Raw genomic sequence first — 17252 nt, forward strand, 5'->3', positions numbered from 1 at the left:
GCCCATTCTTCGTCGCTGACATCGGATGGGTAAGGTTTGCGGTTTTCCATGGGGCTTGGATTTTACCGCTATGGGATAGTTCAGAACAGGCTCTAGTAACCATGTCACCATGGATGGTTTATTGGTGTTGGAACTCAAAGTCACTTGCTTGCCTGAATCTTTGTGTTTCAACGTGTCTGGCTACTAAGTGGTTATGCATAACCAACCTGGAATTCCGAGTTAAACCCATCCAGTAAGTGCGCGCTCATGCAGCTGGTTTGCGCCAGCTTTGTTTTGCTTGATTACTTAGAACTTGGCCAGCATTACGAGGCAGAGTGCCGCTGCCGGACGGTGAAGTAGTCGGGTATAGCTTAGCGCTAAAAGTTGCTTCTGATCTGTACTGTTCCCTATTCTAATGCTATGGTGCAGAACTACTATATTTTAATGGGGTGGCTAATTTTTGGTTTTATGCTAGGTTTTACTAGCAAATAAGTTCAAGCCTCTTTATGTATTTGGCGCGCCTGTAGGCTGATTTGTGATGCCAAACGGAATGTGGACCGATGGTGCCACCGTACTTGCCGACTTAAGATGGCCAGGTTGATCGTCGAAGAAAATATGAGGTTTCAGTATGCCAAGAACTCTCCCTTTCTCTATCCCTCCGAGGAAAAATGCGTCATTAGCCATTACCCTCCAACTCTTCAATGTTTTCAGCGCGCGCTCGTGAGATGGCGCATTTCGTGCGGTAACAATAGATATCCGAATCCGGTTTTTATACTCAGGGTTGCTCTTTTTATGTAGCTCCTCAATTGATTGGATCTTTGAGATTCTAACCAAAAACTCTTTTAGAGGCCCAGGGTTATGAGCTTGCATGACGTTCCTTACTTCGTGCTCATGAAAAGCTGTTAAACCCGATGTCTGCATAACGGACTCTGATTCATCACCAGCCAGAACCCCATCAAAGTCGAAAGCGATACGTAAGGTTTTGTCGTTTTCATCGTCATCAAATTTCGAATCAAGAACCAGTCCTGCAGGATGACCAAGACCAATGGCAGCATCAACATCCGGCTTATTGCCAGAAAGAAACAAAGCAATGTTCAGCGCGGGAATGTAATCATATGGAGAGCGCCCTTGCATGAATATTGCCCTGGTCATACCTAAGTTATAATGTTCGATTGTTTTCATGACGCGCAACCCAGTGTCGGGGTCATTCCGAGAGAGGAGTACCACCTCCACTAGCGGGTCAGATAGGCTGGGACTGAGGTCATTAAGCGCTAATAGGCGTTTAATAAATGGATAAGCGATTCCTTTAGGTAATGGATTTTCGAGATTCTCCTCTTGATATTTGCGATACTGCTCTTCGCCTTCTCTGCGAAAAACTGCATCAGATTCACTTAGATCGAAGACTGCGCTTGATGCGACACCGATGACTAGCCGGTTATCTAATTCGTATGGCACCTATGCTTCCTTTACGTTGACTCTTGCTGCGATAAGTCGGATGGAGTAATTGTGTTACAAGGGATTGATTTTTCGCCTATACTTATTCGAGCGAACGCCAAAACAAATTCAAAACCATAGAAATTCCTATATGCGCTTTTGTACATTTGATGGTGCCATATTGCCACCACCAAATCAATGGCTGGTGGCAATATGGCGCCACATGAAATTAGCCGTGCGCACGCCTTGTGCAACGGGCTGATGCAGGAGGGTGGACGGAGCCCGTCCCCGTCGCTCCACTTTGGTTCATCCCGCCCACCCTCTATACTGCCGCTTTGTTGAGAGAGGACTTGAAGCATGGAACACAACCCCTACCGCGACGATGTGGTGATTTCCTGGGCGGAGTTGCACCGCGACACCCGTCGTTTGTGTCATGAGTTGATGGCCAAGGGGCCGTTCAAGGGCATTATCGCCATTGCCCGGGGTGGGCTGATTCCGGCAGCCTTGGTGGCGCGGGAGTTGGAGATTCGCTTGATCGACACCATTTGCGCGGCCAGTTATGAATCCAGCGACGACGACAGCGCGCAAACCCAGCGCAAGGAAGTGCGCATCCTCAAGGGCATTGAGCATGATGGCGAGGGGTATTTGCTGATTGACGATCTGGTGGATACCGGCAACACCGCGCGGGTGATTCGTCAGTTGTTGCCCAAGGCGTATTTTGTCACGCTGTACGCCAAGCCGATGGGGCGTCAGGTGGTGGATTTGTGCGTGAAGGAGTTCAGCCAGGATAAATGGGTGTACTTCCCGTGGGACATCGATTATCAGTTTGTGCCGCCGATCAAGAAGCGGCTGAAAGCTGAGCAACAGGGGTGATGATGAACGGGCCTGAGTCGCGTGGCGATTCAGGCCCGTTTAGCGTGGCGAACAAAACCCGCCTGGCGTTGTTGCCCGACCTTGCCGTACTTACCTGTACGGTCTGCGGTCGTGCGCCTGGCCAGGATCGTGGCACTGGGTTTTGCAGTGGGTCTTGGTCTGAGCTGCGCGTGGTGAAATCACTCGGCGCAGCGTCAGGCGGCTTAGGCGTTCAGGTTTTTCGACACAATTTCATACACATCGCGCGACAGGCCGTCGTGGGCCAGCACGCGGGCCAGTTCCACGCGCATCAGCTCGGCGCGGGCCGGTTCGACGCGGCTGCGGCGGTTAAAGCAGCTGACCAGCCGCGAGGCCACTTGCGGGTTGATGGCGTCAATCGCCAGCACCTGGTCGGCCATAAAGCGGTAGCCGCTGCCGTCGGCGGCGTGGAAAGCGGCCAGGTTGCGGCCAAAGGCGCCAATCAGCGCGCGCACCTTGTTCGGGTTGGTCAGCGCAAAAGCCGGGTGCTCCATCAGCGCGGTGACGGTGCGCAGCACGTCCTGGCGGCGGCTGCCGGCTTGCAGGGTGAACCATTTGTCCATCACCAGGGCTTCGTCGGCAAAGCGCTGGGCAAAGTCGGCAAACAGGGTGTCGCGGGCGTGGCTGTGGCTGTCGGCCAGCGCCGCCAGCGCGCCCATGCGGTCGGTCATATTGTCGGCTTGCTGGTATTGCTGGCTGGCCAGCGCGCCAGCGTCGCCGCCGGGCAGTAGCGCCAGATAGGACAGCGCCAGGTTTTTCAGCGCGCGCCGGCCGGCGTCTTCGTGGCGGAAGGCCAGGCCGCTGTGGCGGCGCCAGGCGGCGTCCCAGCGCTCGGCCAGCGCCTGCGCCAGCTCGGCGCGCGCCTGTTCGCGCACCTGGCACAGGCGGGCGGGGTCGGCGTGGTCTTGCAGCTCCAGCAGCTCTACTTCGGCCGGCAGGGTCAGCGCCAGCGCGGCAAAGGCCGGGTCGCTGTCGGCGTGGTCCAGCAGTTGGGCAAAGGCGTCGATCAGGCAGGCCGACAGCGTGGCCTCGCCTTCGCCCCGGTACAGGCGCAACAGCTCGCGGGTGGCCAGGGTCTGGCCGGCTTCCCAGCGGTTGAAGGCGTCGCTGTCGTGGGCGCACAGAAAAGCCAGTTCTTCATCGCGGTAGGCGTAGTTCAGCCGCACCGGGGCCGAGAAGTTGCGCAGCAGCGAGGGCAGCGGTTTTTCGTTCAGGCCGACAAAGGTAAAGGTTTGTTCGGCCTCAGTCACCGACAGCACGCGGGTGAGCGGGCCGGGGGCGTCGTCGCTGGCCAGGGTAACCGGCAGCTCGCTGCCGTCGGCAGCCAGCAGGCCCACCGCCAGCGGGATGTGAAACGGCAGCTTGTCGGTTTGCCCTGGGGTGTCCGGGCAGTGCTGGCGCACGGTCAGCGAGGCGGCGCCGCCTTCGGCAAACCAATCCAGGCTGACATCCAGCACCGGCGTGCCGGCCTGGCTGTACCAGCGTTTGAACTGGGTGAGGTCGATATGGTTGGCGTCGGCCATGGCGGCGACAAAATCTTCGCAGGTCACCGCCTGGCCGTCGTGGCGGCGGAAGTACAAATCCATGCCCTGACGGAAGCCCGCCGCGCCCACCAGGGTGTGGATCATGCGCACCACTTCGGCGCCTTTTTCGTACACCGTCAGGGTGTAGAAATTATTCATCTCGATGTAGGACTCGGGGCGCACCGGGTGGGCGGTGGGGCCGGCGTCCTCAGGAAACTGCAAGGCGCGCAGGCCGCGCGCGTCTTCGATGCGCTTGACCGCGCGGCTTTGCATGTCTGCCGAGAATTCCTGGTCGCGGAACACCGTCAGCCCTTCTTTCAGGCTGAGCTGGAACCAATCCCGGCAGGTGACGCGGTTGCCGGTCCAGTTGTGGAAGTATTCATGGGCAATCACCGCCTCGACGCCTTCAAAGTCGAAGTCGGTGGCGGTTTCGCGGTTGGCCAGCACAAACTTGGTGTTGAAGATGTTCAGGCCTTTGTTTTCCATGGCGCCCATATTGAAGTCGCCAACGGCGACAATCATATACGTGTCCAGGTCGTATTCCAGGCCAAACACCTGCTCGTCCCACTGCATGGATTTTTTCAGCGAGCTCATCGCGTGGGCGGTTTTGTCCATGTCTGCCGGGGCGACGTAAATCTCCAGCGTCACCTTGCGCCCGCCGCGCGTGGTGTAGTGGTCGCGCAGCACCGACAATTTGCCGGCCACCACGGCAAACAGATAGGCCGGTTTCCGGTATGGGTCCACCCATTTCACCCAATGGCGCTTGCGGTTTTCGGTCAGCCCTTCGCCCACTTTATTGCCATTGGACAGCAGCACCGGAAAGCGCTGGCGATCAGCAATCAGCGTGGTGGAAAACTTGGCCATCACGTCCGGGCGGTCGAGGTAATAGGTGATTTTGCGAAAGCCTTCTGGCTCGCACTGGGTGTACAGATTGCCATTGGAGGCGTACAGGCCCATCAGCGAGGTGTTGGCGGCCGGCTCCAGCCGGGTTTCGATGTCCAGAATAAAGCTCTCGGGCACGCCGGGCAGAGTCAGCACTTCATCGGCCAGCGTCCACGCCGACGGCGCCAGCGCTTCGCCATCCAGCCGCACCGCCACCAGCTCGGCGCTGCCATCCAGCTGCAGCGTGTCGCTGGCGTCGGCCTTGGGGTTGCGTTTGACCACCATGCGCGCACGCACGCTGGTGTGGCTGTCCAGAATGTCGAATTCCAGATCGACGCGATCAATCAGGAACGGGGCCGGACGGTAGTCTTTCAGGTATTTGGCGACGGGCGCAGAAGCGGACATGGCGAGAAAAATCCAGGCAACAAAAGGGGGGGAGTGCAGCGGAAAACCGCAGACAGGCCATCTAGCAGACAACGTGCCAACCGGGGTTTCGTGATGCTGAACCATTATAACGCCGGCCTGACACGCCCGAAATGCATGACTGCACAGAAATCACCACAGGGCCGCTGCCAATCGGCCGGGGCAAAACCACCAAGCGATGCGCGCGCACCGCGTGGATTCCTTTGCTGCGCTAGCGTCGCGGACACAACCCAGCGCAGCGGTCCTGGCTAGGCGGGTGACCGCAGACAATACGAAAGTACCGCTCCGCCACGCCAGGCGGGTTGTATGAGCCGCGCTTACTCGTCCAGCAGCGCATTCAGCCGGATATTGGCGATGCGCACAATCTGGCTCAGCGCCTCGGCAAATTCGTCTTCTGGCGCGCGCGCCAGCCGCTGGCGCATGGCGGCCAGAATATCCGTCCGACTCAGGCCGGTGACGGCGATGATGAACGGCCAGCCAAAGCGCTGGCGATAGGCCAGGTTCAGCGCCTGCAACTCGGCAAATTCGGCTGGGGTGCAGGCGTTCAGCCCGGCGCCGGCTTGCTCGCGGGCGGAATCCGCCGTCAGCTCGCCGCGAATGGCCGCCTTGCCGGCCAGCTCCGGGTGGGCGCACATCAGCGCCAGCTGTTCATCGCGGCTGGCGGCGTGCAAGGTGGCGGTCAGCGCGGCGGTGAGCGCGGCGCGGTCGGCAAACGGGCGGCGCGCCCAGGCGAGGCGCATCACCCACGGCGAATGCTCGAACACCGCGCCGACGGCGGCAACAAAACCCTCATTGTCCAGGGCGGACAGCTGAGCAAGAGTCAAAAAAGCAGGCATATCAGTGGCCAGGCTGTGGTTCGTGTGGCTAGCCTACGAACTTGCCCGCCCTGCCGGCAAGCGGCGGCGGGATATAATGCTCTTGCCCGTGGCGATATATGACCGCACTGATCCGCTGCAAACGCTTCATTCCGTGGGATTATGCGCAAACCGCCATAGTCCTCATGCCTCCCCGCCCATCGGCAAGCTCCCTATAATCAGGCGCATCGAACACCGTTTTGCGAAAGCCGCCCATGGGACGCCTGACCACCCACGCCCTTGACACCGCCCACGGCTGCCCGGCCGCCGGGCTGGCCTACACCCTGTACCGGCTGGACGCCGCTGGCGCACGCCAGCTGCTGGCCCACGGCCACACCAACGCCGACGGCCGCGCCGATGCGCCGCTGCTGGCCGACGCCGCCCTGCTGGCCGGGGTGTATGAGCTGGAATTTGCCGCAGGCGATTATTTTCGCCGCCGGGGCGTGACCCTGCCCGAGCCACCGTTTTTGGATGTGGTCAGCCTGCGCTTTGGCGTGGCCGACCCCGCCGGCCACTACCATGTGCCGCTGCTGGTGTCGCCGTGGGCCTACTCCACCTACCGGGGCAGCTGATGGACAGCGGATACTGGCTGGAAATCGCCTCGCTGCTGCTGCGCTGGCTGCACCTGATTGTCGGCATCGCCTGGATTGGCTCGTCGTTTTACTTTGTCTGGCTGGACAACAGCCTGCGCCCGCCAACCGACCCGGCCTTGCGCGAAAAAGGCGTGGGCGGCGAGCTGTGGGCGGTGCATGGCGGCGGGTTTTACAACCCACAAAAATACCTGGTGGCCCCCAAACAACTGCCCGACGAACTGCATTGGTTCAAGTGGGAATCGTATTCCACCTGGCTGTCCGGTTTTGCCCTGATCAGCGTGCTGTATTACGCCCAGGCCGGCAGCTATATGATCGACCCGGCCAAGGCGGCGCTGTCGCCCGGCCAGGCGGTGGCGCTGGGCCTGGCCACGCTGGCTGGCGGCTGGCTGGTGTACGACGGCCTGTGCCGGCTGCTGATGCGCCGCTCGATCCTGCTGTTTGCCGCGCTGTACTTTGCCTTTGTGGTGGCGGTGGCCTGGGGGCTGACGCACTGGCTGTCTGGCCGGGCGGCGTTTATCCATGTCGGGGCCATGCTGGCCACCACCATGAGCGGCAATGTGTTTTTCTGGATCATCCCCGGCCAGAAAAAAACCGTGGCCGCCATGCGCCGGGGCGAGGCGCCCGACCCAATCCACGGCCAGCGCGCCAAGCAGCGCAGCGTGCACAACAACTACCTCACCCTGCCGGTGTTGTTCTGCATGATCTCCAACCACTACGCGCTGACCTATAACCACCCGCAGGCCTGGCTGGTGCTGGCGCTGATTTTGCTGGCCGGCGTGCTGATCCGGCATTTTTTCAATTTACGCCACCATGGCCGGCTGGCCTGGCACTACCCGCTGGCCGGCATTGCGCTGCTGCTGGGCGTGTTTATCTGGCTGGCGCCGAAAGCCCCAACGCCTGCCGCACAAGGCAGCGCCCCCGCGCCCACCCTGGCCGAAGTGCGCCCGGTGATTGCCGCGCGCTGCCTGGCCTGCCACGCCAGCGCGCCGACGCTGATGGCCGCCGCCCCGGCCGGACTGAAGCTGGACAGCGACGAAGCGCTATACGCCCAGCGTCAGCGCGTGGTGGACCAGGCCGTGCGGCTAAAAGCCATGCCGCTGGGCAACGTCACCCAAATGACCGACGCCGAGCGCGCGCTGCTGGCGCGCTGGGCGGCCGGCGGCTTTGCCCGCTGAGTTATCCACAGTTCGATTGTTATCCACAGGCCCCGATACCCATGCCCACCTCCGCCACCCAGCTGATTCGCGGCCACATCCTGCACTTTTTGGCCGACCCAGGCGAACACGACGCCGCTGACAGCTACCAAAGCCTGCCCGACGGCGCGCTGTGGATTGTCGATGGCCGCGTGGCCGACCTTGGCCCCTGGGCCGAACTGCGCGCGCGGCGCACCCCCGACGAACTGGCCGGGGCAGAATGCTTTGACTACGGCCAGCAGCTGGTGCTGCCCGGCCTGGTGGACACCCACTGTCACTACCCGCAATCCGGGGTGATCGCCTCGTTTGGCCACCAGCTGCTGGACTGGCTGAACGACTACACCTTTCCCGCCGAAGCCGCCTTTGCCGACCCGTGCGTGGCCGAGGCCGCTGCGGAATATTTTGTCGAACGCCTGCTGGCGCACGGCACCACCACGGCATCGGTGTTTGCCACCGTCCACCCGCAATCGGTAGATGCCTTTATGGCTGCCGCCGAACGCCGCCAGCTGCGCATGCTGTGCGGCAAAGTGATGATGGACCGCCACGCCCCGCCGGAGCTGTGCGACACCGTGGCCTCCGCCGAGCGCGACAGCCTGGCGCTGATCGAACGCTGGCACCGCCGTGGCCGGCTGCGCTACAGCCTGACCCCACGCTTTGCCCCCACCTCCACCCCCGAGCAACTGGCGCTGGCCGGCGCGCTCTACCGCAGCCAACCCGACCTGCACGTGCAATCCCACCTGGCGGAAAACCCCGACGAAATCGCCTGGGTGGGCCAGCTATTCCCGCAGCGCCGCGACTACCTGGACGTCTACGCCCACTACGGCCTGCTCGGCCCGCGCACCATCTACGGCCACTGCATCCACCTCGCCCCAGAGGAAATCCGCGACATGGCGCACACCGGCACCGCCGCCGCCTTCTGCCCCACCTCCAATCTGTTTTTGGGCAGCGGCCTGTTCAACCACGCCGCCGCGCTGGACGCCGGCATCCGCGTCGGCCTGGCCACCGACGTCGGCGGCGGCACCTCGTTCAGCCTGATCCGCACCCTGGGCGAAGCCTATAAAGTCTCACAAATGCTCGGCCGCCCGCTGCCGCCACTGCGCGCCTGGTGGCTGGCCACCCTGGCCGGGGCTCGCGCGCTTTATCTGGATGAACACATCGGCAACTTCCTGCCCGGCAAAGAAGCGGATTGCGTGGTGCTGAACCCAACGGCAACCCCGGAACTGGCCTATCGGTTGCAATATGGTGGGAGTTTGAGCGAGCAGCTGTTTGCGCTGATGGTGCTGGGGGATGAACGGTGCGTGGTGGCGACGCATGTGTTGGGGAGGGTGGCTGGTAAAGGTAATTCTAGTGTGTAACTTGTAAGCCAAAGAACCCTGCGTCATAATATTTATTTTTACGGCGATCTTTGAGTTTTTATCCCGCCTCTGTTGGTTTTCAAACATACTAAAAAGCAACTTGCCATATTCGGAGGAGAGTCATGCCTAAAGCACTGATGTCATGCAAAATAGGCGCACTAGCCATACTAGTCGTCAGTTTTTTTACCCATGCAAATGCCAGCCAGTGTGATGCTCTTGCAGCCCGATTCTTACAACAAGAACAGCAGGCTAAATTTTTACGAAACAGCGTTACAACAATTTTTTTCAAAAACCCTGCTACAAGTTCAATTTCACTCAACTGCTTGCGAAATCAGCCAAACTTTTCTTTTTTCTGGAATGGCGCTTTTCCAAGCAATGATTTCTTTTCTCTGACTGCCCGCGCGGGAGCCCTGCTCACCAATAAGAAGGAAAATGAAGTCCTCAAGGCGATTCATCGCTGCCATCAACACGCGCTCAAAGACCCTCAGGAACTGTCTAGCTTGGAATCAAAAGGGTTTGCCGTGGAGTGCCAAGCATTCATTCGCGATGGTGGCGGCACAAGTATCAGCATTTATAACAACAGCCAACAATAATTCTGGCAACACAACTGACCAGTTGTACAAACAGCTTTGCTGTTTTAGGGCTCTTTCCCATATTAGGATTAATGTCATGGCAGGTACAGTCTCTGGTGGTGTTCGTGTTCTCCTGCGACTTGAAGGTCTATGCCTGCTCGCGCTCAGCCTGCTGGCTTATGCGAAGTTCGGTGGACACTGGAGCACACTTTTCTGGTACTTTCTTTTGCCAGATCTGTCGTTTGCCGGCTATCTGGTAGGGCCCAGAACGGGAGCTATTGCTTATAATCTGGCGCACGCTCTGCTCGGCCCCGTATTCGTGTTGGCTGGCGGCATGTTTCTGTCGGAGCCGGCTGCCATCACAGCGGGCCTTATCTGGATGGCGCATATCGGATTTGATCGTGCTCTGGGTTATGGACTGAAATATTTTTCAGGGTTCAGATTCACTCATTTGGGGGTTATCGGCCGGGGACATGCAGATACCTAGCTTTTTAAGAGAATCAAGCGACTTACCGTGCCAGTTTGATGCATGGGAGAGACGCTTGCACAGCCTCAGCCCAGAAACGTGTGCCCCCTGAGTGAGTTTTCACAGGTCTATTTTGTCAAAAATACTGTGAATAACCCACAATTATCTATCACCCCGCCCGTACCCTCACCCCCCATGCCGCCAACGCCGTTACCGCCGCCAGCCCCATCACCGCTGCCCAACCCCAGGCCGCCAGCAGCAAACTGCCCAAGGCGGCGCCGCTGGCCATGCCGGTGAACATGCCCACAAACAGCACGGCGTTCAGGCGGCTGCGGGCGCCGGGGTCCAGCCGATACACCAGGGTTTGGTGGGCAATCAGCGTCACCTGCACGCCCAAATCAAACAGCAGCGCGCCGATGGCCAGCATGCCCAGTTGCCAGCTGTGCGGTGCCCACAGCCAGCTGGCGGTCAGCAGGGCAAAGGCCAGCGTGCTCAGCGCCGCGCCGGCGCGGGTGACGGCGCCGGGGCCGCGTTGGTCGGCCAGATGGCCAGCCAGCGGGGCGGCCAATGCGCCGGCGGCGCCGGCCACACCAAAGGCGCCTGCCGCGGCGCTGCCCAGCTGAAAACTGTCGTGCAGCATCACCGCCAAGGTAGACCAGAACGCGCTGAAACCCACCGCCAGCAAGCCTTGCGCCACTGCTGCGTGACGCAACGGGGCATGGGCGTGCCACAGCGTGCGCAACGAGCCCAGCAAGGCGTGATAGGGCAAGGCCGTGCCGGGGGTAAAGCGTGGCAGACGCCGCCAGGCCGCCAGGCCCACACCGGCAATGCTCAGCGCCGCCAGCACAAACATCCAGCGCCAGCCAAACTGCGCCGCCACCAGGCCGCTGACCACCCGCGACAGCAAAATACCCAGCAGCAGCCCGGTCATCACCGTGCCCACCACCCGGCCGCGCTGGTGCGGCGCAGCCAGGGTGGCGGCCGCCGGCACGATGTCTTGCGCCAGGGTGGCGCACAGGCCCACTGCCAGGCCGGCGGCCAGTAACAGCTCAATCGACGGCGCGGCGGCGGCCAGCAGCAGCGCGCCAGCCAGCAAACCGGCTTTGACCATGATCACCGTGCGGCGGTCGTGGCGGTCGCCCAGCGGGGCCAGCAGCAACAGGCCCAGCGCATAGCCCAGCTGCGTCAGCGTCGGAATCTGGCCCAATAGCCGCGCCGGGGCATGAATGTCGGCGCCCAGAATGCCCAGCATGGGCTGGCTGTAGTACAGCGAGGCCACCGACAAACCGGCGCTGATGGCCAGCAGCAAAATCAGGCTGGCGGACAAGGGCTCCGCATGGGCGCCATCGGTATGCGCAGCCGGTGCGGCGGAGGAAGAAGACAAGGACATGATCAGGCGCTCCAGAAGCATCGGAATAGATGGCCGCCATCTTGCCCATTCGCCAGGTGAATGCGTAGTGGGGCAAGACGCACAACTGTGATACGTTTCACGCATGACCTCATCCAAACCCAGCCCCCACAGCCTGTCTGGCGCCAGCAGCGACCGCATCGAGTTGCTGCACACCTTTGTGCGCATTGTCGAAGCCGGCAGCCTGTCTGCCGCCGCCGAGCAACTGGCCGCCACGCAACCGACCATCAGCCGGCGCTTGCAGGCGCTGGAGCGCCAGCTGGGTGTGCGCTTGTTGCAACGCACCACCCACAGCATGCGGCTGACGCTGGATGGCGAGCGCTGCTACGAGCGCGCCCGCGAGCTGCTGAGCAACTGGGCGTCGTTCGAATCGGATATGCGCGGCGTCAGTGACGAACCGGAAGGCGTGTTGCGGGTGATCGTGCCGCATGCTTTTGGCCAGGCGCGCTTGATTGCGCCGCTGGCGCAGTATCTGTTGCGCTATCCGCGCATGCAGGTGGAGTGGCTATTGCATGATGACCGGGCGATTCAGGATTACATCGCCGCCGGCATTGATTGCGCCATCCAGGTGGGCGAAGTCACCGACCCTGGCCTGGTGGCCATCCGGCTGAGCCAAGTGCCGCGCATTGTCGCCGCCGCCCCGGCGCTGCTGGGCGGCGCGCCCTTGCCGCAAGACCCCGGCGAGCTGGCCGAACTGCCCTGGCTGGCGCTGCGCACCTATTACCGCAACGAGGTGACGCTCAGCCACGCCGACAGCGGCAAGCGCCGCCGCTTTGCCATCGCCCCACGCTTTAGCACCGACAGCCTGTTTGCCCTGCGCAGCGCCATGCAGCACGGCCTGGGCGTGGGCATTGCCTCGGCCTGGGTGCTGGCCGACGACCTGGCCAGCGGCACGCTGGTGCGCCTGGCGCCACAGTGGCGCGCAGCGCCGCTGCCGGTGAGTTTGGTCTACCCGTATGCGCGCTTTTACCCGGCGCGGCTGCGCCGCTTTGCCGAGCTGATCCGCGAGGGCGCGCCGGCGATTTTTGGCGATGTGGCCGGGGGCTGATGCCGCATAGCACCGCGCATCACACGCCGCCCGGCAAGGTCAAACGCATGACCGGGCAGTCACGGTGGGACGCCAGTCCGCTGGTAAGGTGTTGTGCGCCGTGTTCAGTGCGGCGCATTCGGGTTCCGATGCGCCCACCCCGTCAGCCGCCGTTCCACCAGCGCAAACAACTGATACATCACCACCCCCATCACGCCGATCACCATCAGGCCGGCAAACACCAGCGGCATGTTCATCGACGAGCTGGCCGACATCATCAGGTAGCCGATGCCCAGGTTAGAGGCCACGGTTTCGGAGATCACCGAGCCGACAAAAGCCAGGGTGATGGCCACTTTCAGCGAGGCGAAGAAATACGGCAGGGCGCGCGGCAGGCCGACTTTAAACAGGATGTCCAGCCGGCGGGCGCCCAGCGAGCGCAGCACGTCTTCCAGCTCGGGTTCCAGTGTGGCCAGGCCGGTGGCGACGTTGACCACCACCGGAAAAAACGAAATCAAAAACGCCGTCAGGATGGCCGGCGCCGTGCCGATGCCAAACCACACCACCAGCACCGGCACAAAAGCCACTTTCGGGATGCTGTTAAAGCCCACCAGCAGCGGGTAGCAGGCTTTGTACACCAGCGGCGAGGCGCCGACGGCCAGGCCCAGCGCCAGGCCGACGGCCACCGCCAGGGCAAAGCCGGCCAGGGTGGTGAGCAGGGTTTGCGTGGCGTGCTGCATGATGGCGCCGGCAAATTCCTGGCCGCTGGCCCATACCGCCGTGGGCGCGGGCAGCAGGTAGTCGGGCAGGGCAAAGCCGACGCAGATCAGCTCCCACAGCACAAACAGCAGGGCGGTCAGCGCCCAGGGCGCGGCCTTGACCAGGGTTGAAGAAGGCAGGGACATCGCAGGCTCCGGATTCAGTGGCGCGGCTGGCCGATGTGCTCGCGCAGGGCGTGCACATGCTGGGCAAAGGCGTCGGTGTAGGTCAGGTCAAGGTCGCGCGGGCGCGGCAGGTCGATGGGGTGGCGCAGCAACACGCGGCCGGGCCGGGCGCTCATCACATACACGGTGTCGGCCAGAAACACCGCTTCGCGCAGGTCGTGGGTGACCAGAATCACGGTGAAGGGTTTTTCCTGCCACAGGTCGCGCAACATGCACCACAGCTCTTCGCGGGTGAAGGCGTCCAGCGCGCCAAACGGCTCGTCCAGCATCAACAGGCGCGGCTGGTGAATCAGCGCCCGGCAGATCGAGGCGCGCTGTTGCATCCCGCCAGACAATTCCCATGGATGTTTGTCGGCGTAGCCATCCAGCCCCACCCGCGCCAGCAGCGCGCGCGCCTGCGCTTCATATTCAGCGCGCTGTTTGCGCAGCAGGCCCCGATGCGGCTCGACGATTTCCAGCGGCAACATCACATTGTCCAGCGTGCTGCGCCACGGCAGCAGATTGGCGGCCTGAAACGCCATGCCGACGATTTTCAGCGGGCCGCCCACTTCGCGGCCATCGACAAACACATAGCCATTGCTGGGCGGACGCAGGCCGGAGGCCAGTTTCATCAGGGTGGATTTGCCGCAGCCGGACGGGCCCACCACGGCGACAAATTCGCCTTCGGCAATGTCCAGGTTCAGCCCCTGCACCGCCAGCGCGCCGCCTGGCGCGTAGGCCAGATCGACATTTTCAAAACGCACAAACGACATGCCCGGCCCCTTATTTCACCATCCGCTCGGCGCGCGCCGGCAGGAAGGCGGGGTTGAACAGCTCGGCGGCGGCCGGCACGCGGCTCAGGCCGTAGGCTTCGGCGGTTTCCGCCAGCGAGCGCTGCATGCGCTCGGCGGTGACCGCGCCCAGGCCATTGGCGCGCACCTCGGCGGTCAGCACGCTGTGGTCCAGCGCCAGTTTCAGCCGGCGGGTTTCCAGCGGCACATTGATCAGCGGGTCGCGCTCTTTCACATAGGCAATCGCGGCGGCCGGGTTGGCCAGGGTGTCTTTCAGCGCGCGGTTAAAGCCGCGCAGCACGGCGCTGACCGCTTTGGGATTCTCGGCCAGCAGCTTGGGGCTGGCGATGATGGCGTTGCCGTACAGCTCCACGCCGTGGTCCGGGTATTTCAGCGCGACGATGTCTTCTGACTTCACCCCGCGCGCTTCCAGATTGAGCACGCTGGTGAAATAAAAGCCGGTGATGGCGTCCACATCGCCGCGCGCCAGCAGGGTTTCCCGCAGCGCCGGCTCGACGGTTTGCCATTTCACGCTGGCCGGGTCCAGCTTGTTGGATTTGGCAAACGCCGGCCAGGCCTTGCGCCCGGCGTCGAACACCGGTGCGGCCAGGGTTTTGCCCACCAGATCGGCCGGCTTGCTGATGCCGGTTTTTTTCAGGGTCAGCACCGCTGCTGGGGTGGCGTTGTACACCATATACACCGCCTGGATTTTCGAGCCGGGGGTTTTCGCGTCGTATTCCACCAGGGCGTTGAAATCGGCAAACCCCATCTCATACGCGCCAGTGGCCACGCGGGTGACGGCGCCGGCCGAACCCGAGCCGGAATCAATTTCGACGTCTACGCCTTCAGCCTGAAAATACCCTTTGGCCTTGGCCAGTAAAAACGGTGCCGACGGGCCTTCAAATCGCCAGTCCAGGGTGAATTTCACCTTGGGCAAAGGCTCGGCCAGAGTGGGGGCGGCAATCAGCGCCAGGCTGGCGGCTAAAAACCAACGGCGGCAAACGTGCAGGCGGGTGAGCATGGGGCAACTCCAGAAAGGGGCGGAAAGCCCGCTTTCTGCAAGCCGCATGCCAGCATGCAAGAGATTGATTTACAAAGAAAAATAAAACTCGTTTATGCCAAAAGAAAATTTGACGCAAAAATAAGCGCAATACACCGGCCAAATCAGCACTTTGCCGTGCATTTATTTGGTGCGCGAGGATGTTTTTTGCCTCATTCAGGTGCGCGCTTGGGCAATATTTTAAATCAGATACGCGGGGTATATTGAATCGCCAATAGGGTCGGGATTATGTGATTTTGTTTATGCGGGGTATATCTGCGCCCAGCGGGAAAATCCGGTTAAATGCAGCTCATCCGCCCCATATTGCTGTGCAGCATACGGCAGCGGGGCCGAGAATAAGCGCCAACACAAGGCGCGAACAACGATTAGCAACGCTTAGAGCCGCTAACAAAACCCAGCGAAGCGGCCCTGGCTAGGCGTGTGACCGCAGACAGTACAAGTCGTACGGCAAGGTCACACAACAACGCCAGGGGGTTTTGTTAGCGGCTCTTAGCACACCCTTGATTTCTGCACTTCCTGGAGAACCCACATCATGGCCCATCGTCCCGCCGCGCTGCTTGCCCTCACCCTGCTGGCCGCCAGCGCCTCCGCCCTGGCCGCCGACTGGAGCGACACCTCTATTGGCTACCGCTACGGCACGCACTTTGCCGAGCCGTTCAACCAAAAAGACATCAGCAAGAGCATCATCAACCTGACCCACGCCAGCGGTTACAAGTATGGCAGCAACTTCTTCAACGCCGACCTGCTGCTGGCCGACAAAAACGACCCGGCCAGCGTCGGCTCCAACACCGGCTCGCAAGAAGTGTATGTGGTGTACCGCCACACCCTGGATCTGGGCAAGGTGACGGGCGCCGACCTGAAATTCGGCCCGGTGCGCGGCCTGGGCCTGACCGCCGGTTTTGACATCAACACCAAGGACGACGCCGGCTACAACTCGAAAAAACGCATGTGGGTGGCCGGCCCAACGGTGATGTTTGACGTACCGGGCTTTTTAAACCTCAGCCTGCTGCAACTGTGGGAAAGCAACGCCCCGTACAACGGCTATAGCAAGACCAGCGTCGAGCGCTACAACTACGATCCGCACCCGATGCTGAACCTGGCCTGGGGCATTCCGTTCTCCATCGGCTCGCTGCCGCTGTCGTTTGAAGGCTACGCCAACTTTATCGCCGCCAAGGGCAAAAACGAATTTGGCGTGGGCACCAAGCCCGAAACCAATATCGACATGCAGGTAATGTACGACCTCAGCCCGCTGGTCAACGCCCAGAAAAAAACCTTCCGCGTCGGCCTGGAATACCAATACTGGCGCAATAAGTTTGGCAACGACCACAAGGGCGCCGCCGGCAAGGGCGCATTCGCCAAAACGCCGATGATCCGGGCGGAATATCACTTCTGATGGGGGGATGGCGACTCACCGTCGCCACCTCATCCGGTCATGCCCGCGCGCATCCGGCGCCGCGCCCCGGCTTGCGTCGGCAAACCCACGCCAGCCGGGCGTCCGCCATCACACCTTGCGCACAAACTCCGACTTCAGCTTCATCGCGCCGATGCCGTCGATTTTGCAGTCGATATCGTGGTCGCCGTCGCACAGGCGGATGTTCTTCACCTTGGTGCCCACTTTCACCACCAGCGACGAGCCCTTGACCTTCAGGTCTTTGATCACCGTCACCGTGTCGCCGTCTTGCAGGACATTGCCCACCGAATCCTTGTACACCTTGTCGGCGTCGCCCGCGTCTGCCGGGGCGTCGGCCGACCATTCGTGGCCACATTCCGGGCAGACCAGCTGCACGCCGTCTTCGTAGGTGTATTCAGAGGTGCATTTCGGACAGGGAGGCAGCGTGCTCATGACAATTCTTTCAAGGCAAAAGGAAAAACCCGTGATTG

At 61.5% G+C, this 17252-nt stretch carries 17 protein-coding genes; 9 read left to right on the forward strand and 8 right to left on the reverse strand.

The window, feature by feature from the left end; genetic code table 11:
• Nucleotides 1-483: 483 nt before the first annotated feature.
• Nucleotides 484-1434 carry a 5'-nucleotidase gene (locus DFR34_RS05195; protein ID WP_110390110.1) on the reverse strand — a complete coding sequence of 317 codons (951 nt, stop codon included), beginning with the start codon at nucleotides 1432-1434 and terminating at the stop codon, nucleotides 484-486.
• Nucleotides 1435-1770: 336 nt separating this feature from the next.
• On the opposite strand from DFR34_RS05195, the gene gpt reads away from it, so the two are divergent.
• Entirely contained in the window at nucleotides 1771-2286 is a 516-nt protein-coding gene (gene gpt / locus DFR34_RS05200) for a xanthine phosphoribosyltransferase (RefSeq protein ID WP_110390111.1), read from the forward strand.
• Between the two features lie 203 nt (nucleotides 2287-2489).
• Here gpt and pepN read toward each other — a convergent pair whose 3' ends face one another.
• On the reverse strand, nucleotides 2490-5114 hold the full coding sequence (gene pepN, locus DFR34_RS05205; RefSeq protein ID WP_110390112.1) for an aminopeptidase N: 2625 nt from the start codon (nucleotides 5112-5114) through the stop codon (nucleotides 2490-2492).
• Nucleotides 5115-5449: 335 nt separating this feature from the next.
• Nucleotides 5450-5968, reverse strand: coding sequence for a 2-oxo-4-hydroxy-4-carboxy-5-ureidoimidazoline decarboxylase (gene uraD / locus DFR34_RS05210; RefSeq protein ID WP_110390113.1), 519 nt, complete (start codon nucleotides 5966-5968; stop codon nucleotides 5450-5452).
• Between the two features lie 233 nt (nucleotides 5969-6201).
• Between uraD and uraH the strand changes: the two genes are divergently transcribed.
• The 5 genes from uraH to DFR34_RS05230 all read left to right on the forward strand — a co-directional run bounded on the left by uraH (nucleotide 6202) and on the right by DFR34_RS05230 (nucleotide 10186).
• Nucleotides 6202-6558 (forward strand): hydroxyisourate hydrolase, encoded by a 357-nt coding sequence (gene uraH / locus DFR34_RS05215; protein WP_110390114.1) that lies wholly within the window; start codon nucleotides 6202-6204, stop codon nucleotides 6556-6558.
• Nucleotides 6558-7754 carry a urate hydroxylase PuuD gene (locus DFR34_RS05220; protein WP_110390115.1) on the forward strand — a complete coding sequence of 399 codons (1197 nt, stop codon included), beginning with the start codon at nucleotides 6558-6560 and terminating at the stop codon, nucleotides 7752-7754. Before uraH ends, DFR34_RS05220 begins: the two co-directional genes overlap by 1 nt.
• Nucleotides 7755-7795: 41 nt before the next feature.
• Nucleotides 7796-9127: a guanine deaminase gene (gene guaD / locus DFR34_RS05225; RefSeq protein ID WP_110390116.1), complete on the forward strand. Its 1332-nt coding sequence runs from the start codon at nucleotides 7796-7798 to the stop codon at nucleotides 9125-9127.
• A 122-nt stretch (nucleotides 9128-9249) separates the two neighbouring features.
• Nucleotides 9250-9720 carry a hypothetical protein gene (locus DFR34_RS16775; RefSeq protein ID WP_146215059.1) on the forward strand — a complete coding sequence of 157 codons (471 nt, stop codon included), beginning with the start codon at nucleotides 9250-9252 and terminating at the stop codon, nucleotides 9718-9720.
• Nucleotides 9721-9796: 76 nt separating this feature from the next.
• Nucleotides 9797-10186 carry a DUF4260 domain-containing protein gene (locus DFR34_RS05230; protein WP_110390117.1) on the forward strand — a complete coding sequence of 130 codons (390 nt, stop codon included), beginning with the start codon at nucleotides 9797-9799 and terminating at the stop codon, nucleotides 10184-10186.
• A gap of 148 nt (nucleotides 10187-10334) precedes the next feature.
• On the opposite strand, the gene DFR34_RS05235 is transcribed toward DFR34_RS05230, so the two are convergent.
• Nucleotides 10335-11555 carry an MFS transporter gene (locus tag DFR34_RS05235; RefSeq protein WP_110390274.1) on the reverse strand — a complete coding sequence of 407 codons (1221 nt, stop codon included), beginning with the start codon at nucleotides 11553-11555 and terminating at the stop codon, nucleotides 10335-10337.
• 103 nt (nucleotides 11556-11658) lie between these two features.
• Here DFR34_RS05235 and DFR34_RS05240 point away from each other — a divergent pair, with 103 nt between their 5' ends.
• Nucleotides 11659-12621: a LysR family transcriptional regulator gene (locus tag DFR34_RS05240; RefSeq protein WP_110390118.1), complete on the forward strand. Its 963-nt coding sequence runs from the start codon at nucleotides 11659-11661 to the stop codon at nucleotides 12619-12621.
• 104 nt (nucleotides 12622-12725) lie between these two features.
• Here DFR34_RS05240 and DFR34_RS05245 read toward each other — a convergent pair whose 3' ends face one another.
• From DFR34_RS05245 to DFR34_RS05255, 3 genes are read right to left on the reverse strand one after another with little or no spacing between them, the layout of a single operon-like run.
• Nucleotides 12726-13502, reverse strand: coding sequence for an ABC transporter permease (locus DFR34_RS05245; protein WP_110390119.1), 777 nt, complete (start codon nucleotides 13500-13502; stop codon nucleotides 12726-12728).
• A 14-nt stretch (nucleotides 13503-13516) separates the two neighbouring features.
• Nucleotides 13517-14293 carry an ABC transporter ATP-binding protein gene (locus DFR34_RS05250; RefSeq protein WP_110390120.1) on the reverse strand — a complete coding sequence of 259 codons (777 nt, stop codon included), beginning with the start codon at nucleotides 14291-14293 and terminating at the stop codon, nucleotides 13517-13519.
• A gap of 10 nt (nucleotides 14294-14303) precedes the next feature.
• Entirely contained in the window at nucleotides 14304-15332 is a 1029-nt protein-coding gene (locus tag DFR34_RS05255) for an ABC transporter substrate-binding protein (RefSeq protein ID WP_110390121.1), read from the reverse strand.
• A 54-nt stretch (nucleotides 15333-15386) separates the two neighbouring features.
• Between DFR34_RS05255 and DFR34_RS16780 the strand changes: the two genes are divergently transcribed.
• Together DFR34_RS16780 and DFR34_RS05260 are read left to right on the forward strand one after the other, a co-directional pair.
• The gene (locus DFR34_RS16780) at nucleotides 15387-15578 is read left to right on the forward strand and encodes a hypothetical protein (protein WP_146215060.1); all 192 of its coding nucleotides are present in this window, start codon (nucleotides 15387-15389) and stop codon (nucleotides 15576-15578) included.
• 325 nt (nucleotides 15579-15903) lie between these two features.
• Nucleotides 15904-16764, forward strand: a complete 861-nt coding sequence (locus DFR34_RS05260) for an outer envelope protein (protein ID WP_110390122.1) — start codon at nucleotides 15904-15906, stop codon at nucleotides 16762-16764.
• A gap of 108 nt (nucleotides 16765-16872) precedes the next feature.
• Here the strand turns inward: DFR34_RS05260 and DFR34_RS05265 are convergent, their stop codons facing one another.
• Entirely contained in the window at nucleotides 16873-17214 is a 342-nt protein-coding gene (locus DFR34_RS05265) for a zinc ribbon domain-containing protein YjdM (RefSeq protein WP_110390123.1), read from the reverse strand.
• Nucleotides 17215-17252: the final 38 nt, after the last annotated feature.

Origin of the sequence: Rivihabitans pingtungensis, assembly GCF_003201855.1 — a bacterium.
GTDB lineage: Bacteria > Pseudomonadota > Gammaproteobacteria > Burkholderiales > Aquaspirillaceae > Rivihabitans > Rivihabitans pingtungensis.

Bases quoted from the DNA above. Each gene is read 5' to 3' on its own strand.
- gpt (WP_110390111.1), top strand. From the start codon at position 1,771: ATGGAACACAACCCCTACCGCGACGATGTGGTGATTTCCTGGGCGGAG.
- pepN (WP_110390112.1), bottom strand. From the start codon at position 5,114: ATGTCCGCTTCTGCGCCCGTCGCCAAATACCTGAAAGACTACCGTCCG.
- uraD (WP_110390113.1), bottom strand. From the start codon at position 5,968: ATGCCTGCTTTTTTGACTCTTGCTCAGCTGTCCGCCCTGGACAATGAG.
- uraH (WP_110390114.1), top strand. From the start codon at position 6,202: ATGGGACGCCTGACCACCCACGCCCTTGACACCGCCCACGGCTGCCCG.
- DFR34_RS05220 (WP_110390115.1), top strand. From the start codon at position 6,558: ATGGACAGCGGATACTGGCTGGAAATCGCCTCGCTGCTGCTGCGCTGG.
- guaD (WP_110390116.1), top strand. From the start codon at position 7,796: ATGCCCACCTCCGCCACCCAGCTGATTCGCGGCCACATCCTGCACTTT.
- DFR34_RS16775 (WP_146215059.1), top strand. From the start codon at position 9,250: ATGCCTAAAGCACTGATGTCATGCAAAATAGGCGCACTAGCCATACTA.
- DFR34_RS05230 (WP_110390117.1), top strand. From the start codon at position 9,797: ATGGCAGGTACAGTCTCTGGTGGTGTTCGTGTTCTCCTGCGACTTGAA.
- DFR34_RS05235 (WP_110390274.1), bottom strand. From the start codon at position 11,555: ATGTCCTTGTCTTCTTCCTCCGCCGCACCGGCTGCGCATACCGATGGC.
- DFR34_RS05240 (WP_110390118.1), top strand. From the start codon at position 11,659: ATGACCTCATCCAAACCCAGCCCCCACAGCCTGTCTGGCGCCAGCAGC.
- DFR34_RS05245 (WP_110390119.1), bottom strand. From the start codon at position 13,502: ATGTCCCTGCCTTCTTCAACCCTGGTCAAGGCCGCGCCCTGGGCGCTG.
- DFR34_RS05250 (WP_110390120.1), bottom strand. From the start codon at position 14,293: ATGTCGTTTGTGCGTTTTGAAAATGTCGATCTGGCCTACGCGCCAGGC.
- DFR34_RS05255 (WP_110390121.1), bottom strand. From the start codon at position 15,332: ATGCTCACCCGCCTGCACGTTTGCCGCCGTTGGTTTTTAGCCGCCAGC.
- DFR34_RS16780 (WP_146215060.1), top strand. From the start codon at position 15,387: ATGCAAGAGATTGATTTACAAAGAAAAATAAAACTCGTTTATGCCAAA.
- DFR34_RS05260 (WP_110390122.1), top strand. From the start codon at position 15,904: ATGGCCCATCGTCCCGCCGCGCTGCTTGCCCTCACCCTGCTGGCCGCC.
- DFR34_RS05265 (WP_110390123.1), bottom strand. From the start codon at position 17,214: ATGAGCACGCTGCCTCCCTGTCCGAAATGCACCTCTGAATACACCTAC.